Consider the following 15,213-nt stretch of genomic DNA (forward strand, 5'->3'; position numbering starts at 1 on the left):
AGCGCACCGGACCTCCGCGCAGCTCTCAGCGCAAGCGCACCGGACCTCCCGGGCGGCCTTCAAGGCAGGCGCATCCGACCTTCCCGCGCCCCTCGGAGTCGGTGAACCGGGCAGTCTGTGAACGCTTCCCGAAGCGCGCTCGGCGCAGCTGCCGGATGACATGTCCGGCAGCGTGGACGGCGGTCGGGACCTCCTGGGACAGCCGACCGCCGCTCGCCACCCGATCAAGCTCGGCCTTCTCAGCGTGGCAGTCTGATCATACCGATGTCTCCCCGTACGTACAATGCTATGGAGCATCGTGACCACGTACGGTGTCCCACATGATCGATCCCTCGGCCGACCGCGCGGTCTTCCGCCAGCTCGCCGATCTTCTGCGCAACCAGATCGAGTCCGGCGAGCTCGCGCCGGGCGAGCCGCTGCCGAGCGAACTGCGGCTGGCCCAGGAGTACGGCATCAGCCGCACCACCGTCCGGCAGGCGATCGGCCAGCTCCGCACCGAGGGCCTGGTGACCGTCGACCGCCCACGAGGGACATTCGTCCGCGTCCCGGAACCGACGGAAGTCGTCACCCTCGGCCGCGGCGAGAAGGCCGGCGCCCGCATGCCGACCGACGCCGAACGCCGCACATACCGCCTCGGCGAAGGCGTCCCGGTCCTCGTCGTGACGGCTGCCGACGGCACAGTCACGGTGTACCCCGCCGACCGCGTGCAGCTGACCCGCCCCTGACGCTCCACGGCCCACCCCCACGGACCAGCCGCTCCCAGCCTCCCGCTCCCGACGTCCCGATCGTCACCTCCCGCCGCCCGGCCACCCCACCTCCCCGCCTTCCGGAGGCCCGGCCTCCCTTCCACCGGGCCACCCGGCCTCCCGGCGGCGCGGCCACCACGCCACCCGGCCTCCTCGCCTCCCGTGGGCCCGGCCACCCCGCCTCCCGACCTCCCCGCCTCCCGGCCTCGCCGCCTCCCGGCCCCCGATCGTCACCTCCCGCCGCCCGGCCTCCCGCCTCCGCCGAAGACTCCCAAGCTGCGCGACCGCCAATGAGTCGATGACCGACGACCGGCGTCCACCCGACGCGCACTGACGCTTCGCGCCTACGCGCACGCATCAACAGCTCAAACGGCCTGATTCCGGCGGCGAGGATGTGTATCCGTGGAGGCCGTCGCGGCGCTCGCCGTGCCGACCGCGCCCTTATTTGCGGGTGCGGCGGCGGTAACCGTGTCTTGCATCCCAGGACTCGATCACGAGGTGGTCCGCCGGGTTGCCGACGTAGGTGACCGAGACCTCGCTCACGTCCACACGGAAGTAGCCGGCGCCTTCATGCGGATCGCCCTCCGGCCGCGGCATCTCGATGGCGGTGCCGGCAAGCTTCGCGTCGCCGGGCCACTGCTCCGGGTGGTCGGCCGGGGGTTCCAGGGTGGGACTGTGGATCGCGACGCGGGGGTCGCGGCGGATGTCGAGCAGCTTCATCGAGCCGCTCATGGAGCCGAATGTGATCTCCCCGGCCTCGAACTTCAGCTCAGTGCCGCTGATTCGCGGGGACCCGTCGCGCCGCAGGGTCGCAATCGTCTTGTTGGTGCCGGCGTCGAAGAGGGACCGCACTTTGGCGGCGAACGTCGGGTTGTCGTCCTCGATCTGCTGCCAACTCGCCATGGCTCGACCCTAGGACCGGGGTCCGACAATAACGGGCCGGGACGAGGCCATCGGGAGGGCCCGCAGACAGGAATCTCCGCGGACGATGGCACCCCGGACGTCCCCGGCCCGCCACCGCAGGTCCCGCAAGGCCCTGTCCGCGGACGCGGACGCCGCCGGACGCCGACGCCGCCCCACACGAACCCCACCGCATCCCGACGCCGCCCCACACGAACCCCACCGGATCCCGACGCCGCCCCACGCGAACGCCGCCGACACGGACATTGCCTCGGAGGAAGGCGGACGGCGTCAGACGGCGCTCTGAAGGAAGCCCTCGAAGAGAAACCGCAAGGCGGCTCAGCAGGAAGCCCGAGGCGCGTCAGAGAAGCCGCGCACCTCAGAAGAAGTCGTACCGCTCCTTGGCGACCGTGAACCCATGCCCCGACGCCTCGTTCTCGCACCGCATACCCGCACTCCCGCTGTCGCAGCGGAAGTCGCCGGCCCGCAGCGCCTGCCCGTACTCGAGAATGTCGTTAGCCCCTAGCACGGTGTCTCCGGCGCAGGTGAAGTTCGCCTGTCCCGTCTTGCCCACCGCGACACCGAAGCCCCAGTCGAGCTCGCAATCCGCCGGCGCGGGTCCGGCCGACCAGTTCTTCTTCGCGAGGTCGCAACGCGCCCCGTCCACGGAGAGATAGCAGCCGATGTTGCGTGACGGCGACACGAAGGCGGCCTCGGTGACGACCTGCGGCGATGCGACCGGCGACGCCGAGGGCGCCGAGGAGGCCGAGGAAGCCGAGGAAGCCGGAGCATCTCCCAATCCGGCATTCGAAGCAGCCGTCGGTGTGACCGCCGGATCGGTACGCGAACCGGACGAACTCGAGCACCCGGCGAGCGCCACAGCCACCGCCACGAGCCCTACACCCGCCCGCAAGCGCGCAACCCCACCAGCCAACCCACCGCCGCGCACCCGCGAAGCACCCCCGGCCGAAGCACCACGTTCAACCCCGGCCGAAGCACCACCTTCATCCCACGAACCGCCACGTCGACCACTCACCGCATCAACCGCCAACCCGCCGCCGCGCACGCGCGCACCCCTCATCACTGCCCACCAGCACTACCAATATTTCCGACATGTCCGGCAGGCGACCCCTCCGGCTTCGAGGCCGGCGCGACTGATGGGATCGTGTGCAGCAGCCATGCCACCTCCAAAGGCGGAATGATAGGTCCGTGGAGCAAGATCGCAGCACCACCCGAGCAGCTCATGAGGCACTTCCGCCGGCCCTGCGCCAAGCCGTGGACGACTTCGGCCTGCACCTCGCCCGGATCGAGAATCGCTCCGCGCACACCGTACGGGCGTATGTCGGTGACGTGGTTTCCTTGCTCGATCATGCGGCCGCCGCCGGGTGCGCCTCTCCCGGTGATCTCGACATCGCGGTCCTGCGGGGATGGCTGGCGCGGCGCATGGCCGAGGGTGCCGCCCGCACCTCTCAGGCTCGGCGGGCCGCGGCTGCGCGCACGTTCACCGCGTGGGCTCATCGGACCGGGCTCTGCGCGGCCGATGTGGGGGCGCCGCTCGCCAGTCCCAGGGCGCATCGCGATCTGCCGTCGGTGTTGCGCGCCGATCAGGCGGCGGAGCTGGTCGTCACCACGGCAGACCTCCATTCGGTACGCGACAGAGCAGTCCTGGAGCTCCTCTACGCGACCGGCGTACGGGTCAGCGAGCTCTGCGGCCTGGACATCACCGACGTCGACGAGGCGCGGCGGGTGGTCCGCGTCTTCGGCAAGGGCGCCAAGGAGCGCGCGGTCCCGTACGGCGTGCCGGCGCAGCGGGCGCTCGACGACTGGCTGCGGCACGGGCGTCCGAAGCTGGTCCGCCCCGGCAGCGGCGATGCCCTGTTCCTCGGCGCGCGCGGTGGACGGCTGCAGCAGACGGCCGTACGCCGGATCGTCGACGCCGCGGCCCGGGCTGCCGGCCTTCCGCACACGAGCCCGCACGACCTGCGCCACTCGGCAGCCACCCACCTGCTGGACGGGGGCGCCGACCTGCGGGCGGTGCAGGAACTGCTGGGGCACGCGTCGCTGTCGAGCACCCAGATCTACACCCACGTGTCGAGCGAACGGCTCCGCGAGGCGTTCAAGCAGGCCCACCCCCGCGCTTGACCACACGGTGCTCGAGACCGGTGGGAGGAGCGGCGGCGGACGGGTGGTCGGGCTGTGGATCACGGCACGATGCAGCGTGTGGTGACGTACGATCGCAGCGTGAGCGCCGGAGATCCGCCCCCGCCCATCCCGGGAGCGCGGCTCCTCTTCTCCCTCGACGCCGCCACCGCCTATCTCAACCACGGCTCCTTCGGCGCCGTGCCGATCAGCGTGCAGCGGGCTCAGCAGCGGTTGCGGGACGAGACCGAGCGCAACCCCATGTCGTTCTTCCTGCCGCCCGGGCTCACCGACCGGATCGTCCATACCCGACGGCACCTGGCGCAGTTCCTCGGGGCCGATCCGGACGGCAGCGCGCTGGTGCCGAACACCACCGCGGGCGTCTCGCTGGTGCTGCAGTCGGTGCGCCTTCAGTCCGGTGACGAGGTCCTGCTGACCGATCACGGGTACGGCGCGAACGCGTTGGCCACCCGGCGCCAGTGTCGGCGGGCGGGTGCCACGGCGCGGACCGTCGCGGTGCCCGTCGACGCCGGTGCGGCCGAGGTGGTGGCGCGGGTCCGGGGCGCGTTGCGGCCCGGGCGTACGAAGCTTCTCATCGTCGACCAGCTGACCTCGCCCACCGCCAAGGTGCTGCCGGTGCGGGAGATCGCCGCCGCGGCACGCGAGCATGACATCCCCGTTCTCGTCGATGCCGCCCATGTGCCCGGCATGCTGCCCGTCGAGGTGGACCGGATCGGCGCCGACTTCTGGGTGGGGAACCTGCACAAGTGGGCGTACGCGCCTCGAGGCACGGCGCTGCTGGTCGTCGCCCCGGCCTGGCGGCGCCGGATGGAACCGCTCGTCGTCTCGTGGGAGCAGGACTCCGGCTATCCGCTGTCGGTGGAGTTCCAGGGCACGTTGGACTACACGTCGTGGCTGGCCGCGCCGACGGGGCTCTTCACGCTGCGCACGCTCGGCGTCGACACCGTGCGGCGGCACAATGCGGCGCTGGCTGCGTACGGTCAGCGGGTCGTCGGTGCCGCCATCGGCCTCGCGCCCACCGACCTGCCGGATCCGGGCGCCGCGGAGGCGTCGATGCGGGTTCTGCCGTTGCCGTCGGGCATCGCCACGACGCACCCGGAGGCGTACGCCCTGCGCCAGGCGATCGCGGAGAAGCTGGCGACCGAGGTGGCGGTGAACGCGTGGGGCGGGCGCGGATGGCTCCGGCTGAGCGCTCAGGTCTACAACCGAGCCGAAGAGTACGACCGCCTGGCGCAGCACCTCCCGGAGCTGCTCAGCAACGCGCGCTGACCCCCGGGCCGCACTCACAGCGGCAGGAGGCGGACGCGGCCGAGTCCCACCAGCGCGAGTGGATCGAGGTAGGCGGCTCCGCGGCGCAGGCCCCAGTGCAGGCAGGCCGCCGCCGGGCAGCCGGGGTGCCCCGGTGCCAGCCGGCCGATCTCCTGGCCGGCGGTGACCGTGTCGCCGATGCTCAGCTGTGCCGGAAGCAGGGGCTCGTAGGTCGTCCGAAGGCCGTCGGCGTGGGAGATGCTGACCACGCCGCGGCCCGCGACGGTGCCGCTGAAGACGACGGTTCCGGGCCCGGCGGAGCGCACGGGTGTGCCGGGCGCGGCGGCGAGGTCGACGCCGCGATGGCCGGTCAGCCAGGGCTGGGCGGGTGGGTCGAAGCGCCGCGTCACGTGGGGATCGGGCACCGGCCAGGTGAAGGACAGGGACAGCAGGAGTGCCAGCAGCAGAGCCATGCCCTGGATGGTCCCGGATCCGGCCTCCGGCCCGCTCAGGCCCTGTGGATAACGGTCAGCCGCCGAAGTTCGCGTCGTCCGGCAGCGAGATGTCCGGCTTCTCCAGCTCCTCCACGTTGACGTCCTTGAACGTCATCACCCGCACGTTCTTGACGAAGCGCGCCGGGCGATACATGTCCCAGACCCACGCGTCGTGCATCTCGACCTCGAAGTACACCTCGCCGTCGGAGTTGCGCACGTGCAGGTCCACCTGGTTCGCCAGGTAGAAGCGGCGTTCCGTCTCCACCACGTACGAGAACTGGCGGACGATGTCGCGGTACTCCCGGTAGAGCTGCAGCTCCATCTCGGTCTCGTACTTCTCGAGATCCTCTGCGCTCATCGCTTCTCGCCCTCCATGGCCTCATCTTCCCCCACCGGCACCGGCGGCCGAGGCTGCTCGCCCGACGCCACGCCGACGGTACCCTCCAGCTCCGGCCAGAGCATCAGCGGCTCGGCGGAAGCCGGCTCCGAAAGAGAACCGGGACGCGCCGCCGCCGGGCGCCGCGCACGCGGCGGGCGGTTGCCCCGGCCGGAGGCGGCCGCCACGTTCACATATGAGAACCGGTGCTCGGCGCAGGGCCCATGCGCCGTCAGCGCCGCGCTGTGCTCCTCGGTGATGTAGCCCTTGTGCACCGCGAACCCGTAGTCCGGGAACCGCCCGTCCAGCTCCACCATCAGCCGGTCCCGGGTGACCTTCGCCAGCACGCTGGCCGCCGCCACGCAGGCCGCCACCCGGTCGCCCTTCCACACCGCCAGACCCGGTGCGCCCAGCCCGTCGACCGGAAAGCCGTCGGTGAGCACGTAGTCCGGGGCCGCCGTCAGCGACGCCAGCGCCCGGCGCATCGCCGCGAGGTTGCACACGTGGAGGCCGCGCGCGTCCACCTCCGCGGGCGGGATGATCACGACCGACCAGGCCAGCGCCCGCTTCACGACCTCGTCGTAGACCCGCTCGCGGGCCGCCGGGGTCAGCAGCTTGGAGTCGGCCAGTTCCTCGATCTCGCCGCGCTTGCCCTCGGGCAGGATGGCGGCGCCGGCGACGAGCGGTCCGGCGCAGGCGCCGCGGCCGGCCTCGTCCGCCCCGGCGACGTTGCGGAAGCCGCGGCGCTGCAGCGCCCGCTCCAGGGCGTAGAGACCGCCTTCGCGCCGGACGACCGTACGGGGAGGTGCCAGCATCAGAGCCGCCGGAGCAGGTCGGCGAGGTCGAGGGGGTAGATCTCCTCGTCCGAGGCGTCGATCTCGGCCGGGGACCACCAGCGGTGCTCGGTGATGGTCTCGCGCTCGCCGGCGTCGAAGCCGTCGAAGGTCACGTCCCAGTGCGGCACGCGGTGCAGGAAGAAGTGCTGGGACTGCCGGTACTGCCGGGTGTCGTAGCTGAACTCGGTCACCTCGTGGTGTACGGGCTCGCCCAGCTCTTCGGGGTCCACGCGCAGCCCGGTCTCCTCGTACAGCTCGCGTGCGGCCCCCTGAGCGGGCGTCTCGCCCTCGCCGAGGCCTCCGCCGGGGGTGAACCACCACCGGGTGCCCGCCCGCGCCGGGTCACCGCCGCGGAGCAGCAGCGCACGCTCGTCGGCGTCGATGAGCAGCACCCGGGCGGCGCGCCGGTCGATGTACGTCACGTCTCCAGCCTATTGCGCCGGACATCGATCTTGAGCCCAGCCCCCAGGGTCCACCGCTACTTGGCGGCGGCCGGGTCGGGGATGCCGTCGAACTGCTCGGGCACCGGGAGCCAGGTGGCCCGGTCGACCGGCCAGAAGATGGTGAAGGCCCGGCCCACGATCGAGTCGGCCTTGATCGTGGCCTCCTCGATGTTCTCGGTCTGCTCCCAGTGCTCCAGGGAGTCGCCGGAGGCGGAGCGGTGGTCGCCCATCACCCAGAGGCGGTCCTTGGGCACGGTGATGTCGAAGGGCTCGTCGGCGGCCGGGTCCTGGTTGCCGTCGGCGTCCTTGTAGATGTACGGCTCGTCCAGCGGGTGACCGTTGATGATCAGGCGCTGCTGGCCGTCGCAGCAGACCACGTGGTCGCCGCCGACGCCGATGATGCGCTTGATGAAGTCCTCGCCCTCGGTGCCGCTCTGCCAGTCGCTGGGCGCCTTGAACACGACGATCTCGCCGCGGCGGGGCTCGCGGAAGTCGTAGACGAGCTTGTTGACCAGCACCCGGTCCCAGACGTTGAGCGTGTGCTCCATCGACGGGGAGGGGATGTAGAAGGTCTGCAGGACGAAGGCCCGAACCAGGACGGCGACGAGGATCGCCACGCCCAGCAGGATGGGAAGCTCGCGCCAGAAGGAACCACGGCGCTGCTCGCCGGTCTGCTCGTCAATCACGAACGGAGCCTACGTCGCCGCGGCCGCAACCACAGTCCGGAACGCGCGGATACGCCGACACTTAGCAGGAACGGCAACATTGCGGCCGTGGTGGCCGGATCGGGTCCCCGGGCCGGCTGCGGGCCGAGCGGTGCGGCGCCGACCGGGTGCGCGGCGGCGTACGCCTTCCAGTTGTCGGGGACGGAGAGGCTGGTGAAGCGGCTCGTCGGCCAGACAACGATGAAGGCGCGGCCGATCACGTTGTCGATCGGGACCGGGCCCTGACAGCGGGCGTCCTGGGAGACCAGCCGGTGGTCGCCCATGACGAACATCTCACCGGCGGGCACGGTCACCTCGGCGAAGCGCCGGCTGCTGCACTGCCGGGGGTTGGGAGGCGCGTCGAGGGGGGAGTTCTCCTGCACGTACGGCTCGTCGATGGGCTGGCCGTTGACCGTGATCCGGCCCTGCTCGTCACAGCACGCGACCTTGTCGCCGGGCAGGCCGATCACCCGTTTGATGAAGTCGCGCTCACCCGGGCGGCTGACGCCGACGAGGTCGCCGATGGTGCGGCCCAGCTTGGCGCCGAAGGTGTTGCTGATGGGCTGGGAGGGCTGCTCGGGGGCCCAGTTGTCGGTGCCGCGGAAGACGACGATCTCCCCGCGGACCGGGTCGCGCATGTCGTAGACGACCTTGTTCACGAGCACCCGGTCGCCGACGAGCAGGGTGTTCTCCATGGAGCCGGACGGGATGAAGAATGCCTGCACGAGGAAGGTACGGATGAGCACCGCGAGGCAGAACGCCACGACGAGCAGCAGCGGCAGCTCCTGCCAGAGCGGCATCTCCTTGCGCCGGATCACCCGGCCGCGGCGCCGCCCGGAGGAGGAGCCCCGGTACCCCTGCATCGGTTCCACGCTACGCATCTCCCGCCGCCTATCCGGTGCACTGCCCCGGATACAGCACTACCGCCCGCAGTGCCCCGCAGGGAACAGGTCGGGCGGTAGTGCGAATGGCCCACCAGCGCGGCGGACGCCGCAATGGCACTGATTCCCATCCGTCACTGGCGCAAGCCTAGTTCGCATGCGCAGTAAACGTCAGTCCGAGTGAATACGGCCCCGGACCGTCACGGGGTTCAGCTGACGGTCTGCTTCTCGCGCAGCTCCTTGATCTTGGCCTTCTTGCCACGGAGCTCACGCAGGTAGTACAGCTTGGCGCGGCGCACGTCACCGCGGGTCACGACCTCGATGCGGTCGATCGCCGGGCTGTTGAGCGGGTAGGTGCGCTCGACCCCGACGCCGAAGCTGATCTTCCGGATCTTGAAGGTCTCGCGCAGGCCACCGCCCTGGCGGCTGATCACGACGCCCTGGAAGACCTGGACGCGGGAGCGGTTGCCCTCGACGACCCGGGCGTGGACCTTGAGCGTGTCCCCGGCGCGGAAGTCGGGAATGTCGGTGCGCTGCGACTGGGCGTCGAGAGCGTCCAGCGTGTTCATCGCTGCATCCTCGGGTAACTCATAGCGCACCGGGAGTTCGATGCGCGAATGGGTGATTCTGATCTTCCGCAACTGAGGAAGATCCTCGTCCGCCCGCCACGGCGTGGGAGCGAACGGCAACCTCCCTACTTTGCCACACCCGACCCCGGGACCCGAAATCCGGCCTCCTCGATCGCCGCGCGGTCGCGCTTGTCGAGGCGATCCGGCGGGTACGCGTCGAAGAGGTCCGGCCGTCGCGCGGCGGTCCGCAGCAGCGACTGCTCCCGGCGCCAGCGCGCGATCCGGCCATGATCGCCGGAGCGCAGCACCTCCGGGACGTCCATCCCCCGCCACGACGCCGGCTTGGTGTAGACCGGCGCCTCCAGCAGGCCGGCCGCGTGCGACTCCTCCGTCAGCGACTCGGCGTTGCCCAGCACGCCGGGCAGGAGCCGGGTGATCGCCTCGAGCATCACGATGACCGCAACCTCGCCGCCGAACAGGACGTAGTCCCCCAGAGACACCTCACGGACCGGCATCCGGGTCGCAGCATCGTCGATGACCCGCTGGTCGATGCCCTCGTACCGGCCGCACGCGAAGATCAGATGCGGAAGCGCGGCCAGGGAGACAGCGTCGGCCTGAGTGAACGGCTTGCCGACCGGGGAGGGCACCACCAGCGTCGCCCCCGGCGACGCGACTTCCGAAAGAGCGGCGGCCCACGGCTCGGGGCGCATCACCATGCCGGGCCCCCCACCGTACGGGGTGTCGTCGACGGTGCGATGCACGTCGGAGGTCCACGTGCGCAGATCGTGCACGGACAGGTCCAGGATCCCGGCGCCCCGCGCCTTGCCGATCAGCGACAGGTCCAGCGGGGAGAAGTAGTCCGGGAAGATCGAGATGACGTCGACGCGCACGGCGGGAAACCTTCTAGAGGTCGAGCAGGCCCTCGGGCAGGTCGACGACGACGCGGCCGGCGGCCAGATCGACGGTCGGCACGATCGAGCTGACGAACGGGATGAGCGCGGTGCCGCCCGCGGCCTTGCGGAGCACGATCAGGTCCGAGGCGGGTGCGTGGTCGATGCGGTCGACCGTGCCCAGCTCGGCGCCGTCGACGCCGACCACCGAGAGCCCGATGAGCTGGTGGTCGTGGAACTCGTCCGGATCGTCCGGCGGCGCCACGTCCGCGCTGTCGACCTGCAGGAACACGCCGCGGAGCGCCTCGGCGACATTGCGGTCGTGCACGCCCTCGAACTGGGCGATGATCTTGCCCTGGTGCCAGCGGAGCGACTCCAGGGTCAGCTTGTCCGGCACCCGGTAGGGGACGCCGGCGGCGGGCGCCGGGCCGGTGCTCACCCTGCGGTCCCGTGGGACCTCGGTGGCGAACACCGCCCCGGCGACGAATCTCGCCTCTGGCTCATCGGTCCGGACGGTCACCATGACCTCCCCACGGATGCCGTGGGGCTTACCGATCTGGCCGACAACCAGCAACATCGCGCGACGGATGCCTCAGTACGCGTCGACGATGTCGACGCGGATGCCGCGCCCACCGATCGACCCGATGACCTGACGCAGCGCCTTGGCCGTCCGCCCGCCCCGACCGATGACCGTTCCCAGGTCCTCGGGGTGCACGCGGACCTCGAGCCGCTTGCCGCGGCGCGAGTCGACCAGCCGCACCCGGACGTCGTCCGGGTTGTCGACGATGCCCTTGACGAGGTGCTCCAGCGCGGGCCGGAGCGCCCCGTCAGCTCGCGTCGGCGCCGGCACCGGCCGGGTCCTCTGCGGTCTCGGCGACGGCCTCGCGGTTGGGCTCGGCCGGGTCGGCGGCCTTGGTCTGCGCCGGCTTGGCCTCGGCGGCCTCGGGCGCGGCGGCGACCTTGGTGGCCTTCTTCGCGGGCTTGGCCGGGGTGTCGGCGACACCGGCGGCAGCCTTGGCCTCGGCCTCGTAGGCGGCCTGGCGGTTGGCCTTCTCCGGCGCGACGAGCAGCGGCGGCGGGGCCGGCAGGCCCTTGAACTGCTGCCAGTCACCGGTCTTCTCGAGGATGCGCTGCACGGCCTCGCTCGGCTGCGCGCCGACCGAGAGCCAGTACTGCACGCGCTCGCTCTTGACCTCGATCACCGACGGGTCGTGCTTCGGCTGGTAGATGCCGACGTACTCGATGGCACGGCCGTCACGCTTGGTGCGCGAGTCGGCGACGACGATGCGGTACTGCGGGTTGCGGATCTTGCCCATCCGCAGGAGCCGGATCTTAACGGCCACGGTTGTTTCGCTCCTGATGATCACGAGGGTGAGCCGACGGAACCCACGTGGGGATGCGGGACCGATGTCTCGTGGACTGGCAACGCGCTCAGGGTTAGAGGGCGCCTCACGCGTGCCGGATACCAGCTAGCCATTCTGCCAGACGAACGGCGCGCCCTCACAATCGGGCCGGAACAGCTCAGCGAAGCCGCGGGAACGAGGCCCGGATTCCGTCCGAGAGGGCCCGGAAGGCCGGCTCCGGTGGGTCGACGGCCAGCACGGAGCCGTCCCGCGGTACGACGAGCTGCGCGTCGATGATCAGGTTCGCGTCCCGGGCGGCCACCTGGAAGGCGCCGTCCCCGTCGGAGTGGCTGAAAGCCTCCTCGCCGAGACCCGCCACGTCCCGCACGTCCTTCTCGGCGTAGATGGAACCCGCGGCGTCACCGCGGAGCGTGGAGAAGTAGAGCTGCGCGACGGGAGCGTACGGATAACGCGTGACGGTCATCTCGCCGACCGCGCGCGGCGTGACGCCGTCGGACCTGGTGACGGAGAAGCGGCAGCGGTGGATGACCGCTTCACCGGCCGAAGCGGCATCGGAGGGCCGGTCGGCGGCGGTGGGTGTCCCGACCGGCCCCGGCAGCGCCCTGAGGATCGGCTGGAGGTCCACCACGGGGCAGATGTCGCGGACCAGTGCGGGATACGGGGCGCCCACAAGGCCCCGGACGGCGTGGTAGGCGTAGGCGCCGCCGGCGAGGACGGCCAGCAGGGCGAGCCAGGAGGCGGTGCGGCGAGGGGGGCGCGGGATCGGATCCCAGGCGGGCGGCACTTCCGCGACGAGGGTGGATGGGACAGTCACCCGCGCAGGCTACGGACCTCGGCGGCCGTCGCGCTGCCCCGAGTGATCAAGAACGCGGGACGGGCGGGCGGTCCCAGCCGTCCGGGACGCGGGTGGGGACCGGCCAGGACGGGTCCGGCTGGAAGTCGGTCCAGGTGCCGTCGAAGGGGAAGTCGCCCGCCTCGATGTGCTTGGTCACACGCAGGCCCTCCGCGCGGACCGCGGCCTCGTCGCGGACCCAGTAGTGGGAGGGGAAGGCGAGGCGCTCGGTGAACTCGTCCTCGTCCTTCCACTGCCAGGTGCGGTCCGGGCGTACGACGATGTCGAGGTCCTGGTCGATCACATCGACGCCGGCCACGTCACCGTCGTCCCAGCGCAGGGCGCGCTCCTCGAGGTTGACGTACCAGGTGGTGAAGGTGCCCTGGTCGTCGCGGAAGAACCAGACCGAGTGGTCGGCGTCCGGCGGGATGAACTTGAGCAGGCCCGGGCCCTGCCAGACGGCCGGGACGACCCGGTGGCTCAGCCCGATCCACTCGGCGAACGGCATGTCGCGGATGCCGCGGCCGTCGGTGGCCTCCTCCACGACCACCGCCGAGCCGCGGGCCAGCCAGAGCAGCAGCCCGCGCTCGTCGTCCGAGATCACCCGGCACGGCCGTACGGAGGCCAGCCGGGGACCGTCGATGTTGCGGTAGAGGACCAGGCGCCCCGGGGCGAACATCAGTACGCGCGCGCCAGGATCGCCATGACGCCCGGTTCGTCGTCCGACTCGGGCACCGAGCCGTCCGGGTTGACCAGGCAGCGGACGGTGACCGCCTTGCCGTTCGCCTCGGTCTCGCCGTCGGTGCCGACCGCCGACCACGGCACCCGGGCCCAGCCGGTCTGGGCGGCCTCGATCGCATCGCCCAGGGTCTTCACGTCGACCGTGCGCTCCTCGCGCAGGGCCAGGGCGCTGTCGAAGAGGCGCTGCTGGTCGGCCTGCAGAGCGGCGGTCACCTCACCGACGACCGCGCCGAGCGCGACCGGCGTCTTCGTGCCGTCGACGCGCCGGGCCACCACCGCGTTGCCGGCGGCCAGGTCGCGCGGGCCCACCTCGATGCGGACCGGGATGCCCTGCAGCTCGGCGTCGACCGCCCGGCGCCCGAACGGCACGTCGGCGCGGTCGTCGAGCTTCACCCGTACCCCCGCGGCCTTGAGCTCGTCGCGCAGCCTGACCGCCGCTTCCGTGACGCCCTCGCCGGCCTTGACCACCATGATCTGGGCCTGGATCGGCGCGAGCCGCGGCGGGAGCCGCAGGCCGCTGTCGTCGCCGTGCACCATGATCAGGCCGCCGATCATGCGGGTGGTGCTGCCCCAGGACGTGGTCCACGCGTGCTCGACGGTGCCGGCCTGGGAGGTGTACGTGATGTCGAACGCCTTGGCGAAGTTCTGGCCGAGCTCGTGCGACGTACCCATCTGCAGGGCCTTGCCGTCGCCCATCATGGCCTCGAGCGTCATGGTGTTGGTGGCGCCGGCGAACCGCTCGCCCTTGGTCTTGCGGCCCGGCACCACCGGGATGGCCAGCAGGTTGACCATGAAGTCCTCGTAGACCGAGTGCAGGATCCGGCGCGCGTAGTCGCGGGCGTCGGCCTCGGTGGCGTGCGCGGTGTGGCCCTCCTGCCAGAGGAACTCGGTGGTCCGCAGAAACGTGCGGGGCCGCAGCTCCCAGCGCACCACGTTGGCCCACTGGTTGAGCAGCAGCGGCAGGTCGCGGTACGAGTCGATCCACTTCGCCATGAACTCGCCGAAGATCGTCTCGCTGGTGGGGCGGACCACGATCGGCTCGGCCAGCTCCTTGCCGCCGGCGTGGGTGACGACGGCGAGCTCCGGCGAGAAGCCCTCGACGTGCTGTGCCTCGCGGCTCAGGTAGCTCTCCGGGATGAAGAGCGGGAAGTACGCGTTCTGCGCCTCCGCCTCCTTGATCCGCGCGTCCATCTCGGCCTGCATGCGCTCCCAGATCGCGTACGCGGCCGGCCGGATCACCATCGTCCCGCGCACCGGGCCGTTGTCGGCCATCTGAGCCTTGGCGATGAGGTCCTGGTACCAGCGGGGGAAGTCCTCCGCACGGGGAGTGAGCACGCGAGCCATGAGGCAGCATCCTAGCCGCGCCCGCCGCGACCACCGGGGCGGGCGTCCCGTGTCCTGTGGATGACGGTACGGGCGCGCCCACCGCCTGGCAGGCGCGCCCGGTCTTTAGGCAACGAGCGCCGTCAGCGCCCGCCCCCGCCGCGACCCCTGCTGTGGGTGGAGGACGAGGATGATGTGTTGCCGGTGTGCAGAGAACCGGCGCGCGACTGCACCGGGCTCAGCTGCTCGACGAACTGCGACCCGCCGGCTCCGCGTCCGGCCGGGGCCGGCGGCCGGGGTCGCGCCGGCGCCGTCGGCTGGTACGCCGCCCGGGCAACCTCGGAATTGACCCGCTGGGTGAACGCGTCGTGCGCAGCCGCAGGGCGGTTCGAGTGCGCTGCGAGCCGGGTCAGCTGCCCCTGTTCGTAGGTCATGGAAACTCCGTACATGCGGCCGCCGCCACCGTTCACGTGCATGTTGGCGAACGCGTCGGCGACCTGCTGCATGGCCCGCTCGCCCGGCGCGATCCGGGGCCTCTGCTGCTGGGACGGCTGCTGGGATCCTGACCCGCCGCCACTGTTACTGCTGGACATTTCTCCTCCTCGTGAGAAACGCGGACGTGACGCCCGTAGAACGGCTGCGTGGATCTTCGGTTCACCAGCGCCGCCGACCCACGCTCATCGTTGCCCGCGAGTCCCCGAAGGCC

Annotated in this window: 19 protein-coding genes and 1 pseudogene; 3 read left to right on the forward strand and 17 right to left on the reverse strand. The window is 71.4% G+C overall.

Going from position 1 to position 15,213, the window contains the following annotated elements; all coding sequences use genetic code 11:
• The first annotated feature begins 320 nt into the window (after positions 1–320).
• Positions 321–725: a winged helix-turn-helix domain-containing protein gene (locus AB0J80_RS14385; RefSeq protein WP_364704678.1), complete on the forward strand. Its 405-nt coding sequence runs from the start codon at positions 321–323 to the stop codon at positions 723–725.
• 462 nt (positions 726–1,187) lie between these two features.
• Here the strand turns inward: AB0J80_RS14385 and AB0J80_RS14390 are convergent, their stop codons facing one another.
• Both AB0J80_RS14390 and AB0J80_RS14395 read right to left on the reverse strand, forming a co-directional pair.
• Positions 1,188–1,649, reverse strand: a complete 462-nt coding sequence (locus tag AB0J80_RS14390) for a pyridoxamine 5'-phosphate oxidase family protein (RefSeq protein ID WP_364704680.1) — start codon at positions 1,647–1,649, stop codon at positions 1,188–1,190.
• Positions 1,650–2,025: 376 nt separating this feature from the next.
• Positions 2,026–2,526 (reverse strand): DUF6636 domain-containing protein, encoded by a 501-nt coding sequence (locus AB0J80_RS14395; RefSeq protein ID WP_364704682.1) that lies wholly within the window; start codon positions 2,524–2,526, stop codon positions 2,026–2,028.
• Positions 2,527–2,855: 329 nt separating this feature from the next.
• Here AB0J80_RS14395 and AB0J80_RS14400 point away from each other — a divergent pair, with 329 nt between their 5' ends.
• Positions 2,856–3,788, forward strand: coding sequence for a tyrosine recombinase XerC (locus tag AB0J80_RS14400; protein WP_364704683.1), 933 nt, complete (start codon positions 2,856–2,858; stop codon positions 3,786–3,788).
• A gap of 99 nt (positions 3,789–3,887) precedes the next feature.
• Positions 3,888–5,075, forward strand: a complete 1,188-nt coding sequence (locus AB0J80_RS14405) for an aminotransferase class V-fold PLP-dependent enzyme (RefSeq protein WP_364704685.1) — start codon at positions 3,888–3,890, stop codon at positions 5,073–5,075.
• A 14-nt stretch (positions 5,076–5,089) separates the two neighbouring features.
• Here AB0J80_RS14405 and AB0J80_RS14410 read toward each other — a convergent pair.
• The 15 genes and pseudogenes from AB0J80_RS14410 to AB0J80_RS14480 all read right to left on the reverse strand — a co-directional run.
• A pseudogene (locus tag AB0J80_RS14410) lies at positions 5,090–5,494 on the reverse strand (M23 family metallopeptidase); the annotation flags it as partial.
• Positions 5,495–5,582: 88 nt separating this feature from the next.
• Positions 5,583–5,906: a DUF2469 domain-containing protein gene (locus tag AB0J80_RS14415; RefSeq protein ID WP_043532656.1), complete on the reverse strand. Its 324-nt coding sequence runs from the start codon at positions 5,904–5,906 to the stop codon at positions 5,583–5,585.
• The gene (locus tag AB0J80_RS14420; protein WP_364704686.1) at positions 5,903–6,739 is read right to left on the reverse strand and encodes a ribonuclease HII; all 837 of its coding nucleotides are present in this window, start codon (positions 6,737–6,739) and stop codon (positions 5,903–5,905) included. Before AB0J80_RS14420 ends, AB0J80_RS14415 begins: the two co-directional genes overlap by 4 nt.
• A complete protein-coding gene (locus tag AB0J80_RS14425; protein ID WP_364704687.1) occupies positions 6,739–7,182 on the reverse strand; it encodes an NUDIX domain-containing protein in 444 nt (147 codons plus the stop codon). Before AB0J80_RS14425 ends, AB0J80_RS14420 begins: the two co-directional genes overlap by 1 nt.
• 56 nt (positions 7,183–7,238) lie before the next feature.
• Entirely contained in the window at positions 7,239–7,889 is a 651-nt protein-coding gene (lepB, locus tag AB0J80_RS14430; protein WP_364704688.1) for a signal peptidase I, read from the reverse strand.
• Positions 7,886–8,770, reverse strand: a complete 885-nt coding sequence (gene lepB, locus AB0J80_RS14435; RefSeq protein WP_364704690.1) for a signal peptidase I — start codon at positions 8,768–8,770, stop codon at positions 7,886–7,888. Before lepB (AB0J80_RS14435) ends, lepB (AB0J80_RS14430) begins: the two co-directional genes overlap by 4 nt.
• Positions 8,771–8,997: 227 nt before the next feature.
• Positions 8,998–9,357, reverse strand: a complete 360-nt coding sequence (rplS, locus tag AB0J80_RS14440; RefSeq protein WP_364704692.1) for a 50S ribosomal protein L19 — start codon at positions 9,355–9,357, stop codon at positions 8,998–9,000.
• A gap of 125 nt (positions 9,358–9,482) precedes the next feature.
• Entirely contained in the window at positions 9,483–10,247 is a 765-nt protein-coding gene (trmD, locus tag AB0J80_RS14445) for a tRNA (guanosine(37)-N1)-methyltransferase TrmD (protein WP_364704694.1), read from the reverse strand.
• Between the two features lie 13 nt (positions 10,248–10,260).
• Positions 10,261–10,821, reverse strand: a complete 561-nt coding sequence (gene rimM, locus AB0J80_RS14450) for a ribosome maturation factor RimM (RefSeq protein WP_364705056.1) — start codon at positions 10,819–10,821, stop codon at positions 10,261–10,263.
• An 18-nt stretch (positions 10,822–10,839) separates the two neighbouring features.
• Positions 10,840–11,097, reverse strand: a complete 258-nt coding sequence (locus AB0J80_RS14455) for an RNA-binding protein (RefSeq protein WP_014447131.1) — start codon at positions 11,095–11,097, stop codon at positions 10,840–10,842.
• Positions 11,075–11,590 (reverse strand): 30S ribosomal protein S16, encoded by a 516-nt coding sequence (rpsP, locus tag AB0J80_RS14460; RefSeq protein WP_364704695.1) that lies wholly within the window; start codon positions 11,588–11,590, stop codon positions 11,075–11,077. Before rpsP ends, AB0J80_RS14455 begins: the two co-directional genes overlap by 23 nt.
• Before the next feature lie 178 nt (positions 11,591–11,768).
• On the reverse strand, positions 11,769–12,425 hold the full coding sequence (locus AB0J80_RS14465) for a hypothetical protein (protein ID WP_364704697.1): 657 nt from the start codon (positions 12,423–12,425) through the stop codon (positions 11,769–11,771).
• A 46-nt stretch (positions 12,426–12,471) separates the two neighbouring features.
• Complete coding sequence (locus AB0J80_RS14470) at positions 12,472–13,125, reverse strand: DUF402 domain-containing protein (protein WP_364705057.1); 654 nt, start codon at positions 13,123–13,125, stop codon at positions 12,472–12,474.
• A complete protein-coding gene (gene proS, locus AB0J80_RS14475) occupies positions 13,122–14,528 on the reverse strand; it encodes a proline--tRNA ligase (RefSeq protein WP_364704699.1) in 1,407 nt (468 codons plus the stop codon). The genes AB0J80_RS14470 and proS overlap by 4 nt, the downstream gene beginning before the upstream one ends.
• A 122-nt stretch (positions 14,529–14,650) precedes the next feature.
• A complete protein-coding gene (locus AB0J80_RS14480; protein WP_364704701.1) occupies positions 14,651–15,100 on the reverse strand; it encodes a hypothetical protein in 450 nt (149 codons plus the stop codon).
• Positions 15,101–15,213 lie beyond the last annotated feature (113 nt).

The sequence above is a fragment of the Actinoplanes sp. NPDC049548 genome (genome assembly GCF_040676695.1).
In the GTDB taxonomy this organism is placed as follows: domain Bacteria; phylum Actinomycetota; class Actinomycetes; order Mycobacteriales; family Micromonosporaceae; genus Actinoplanes.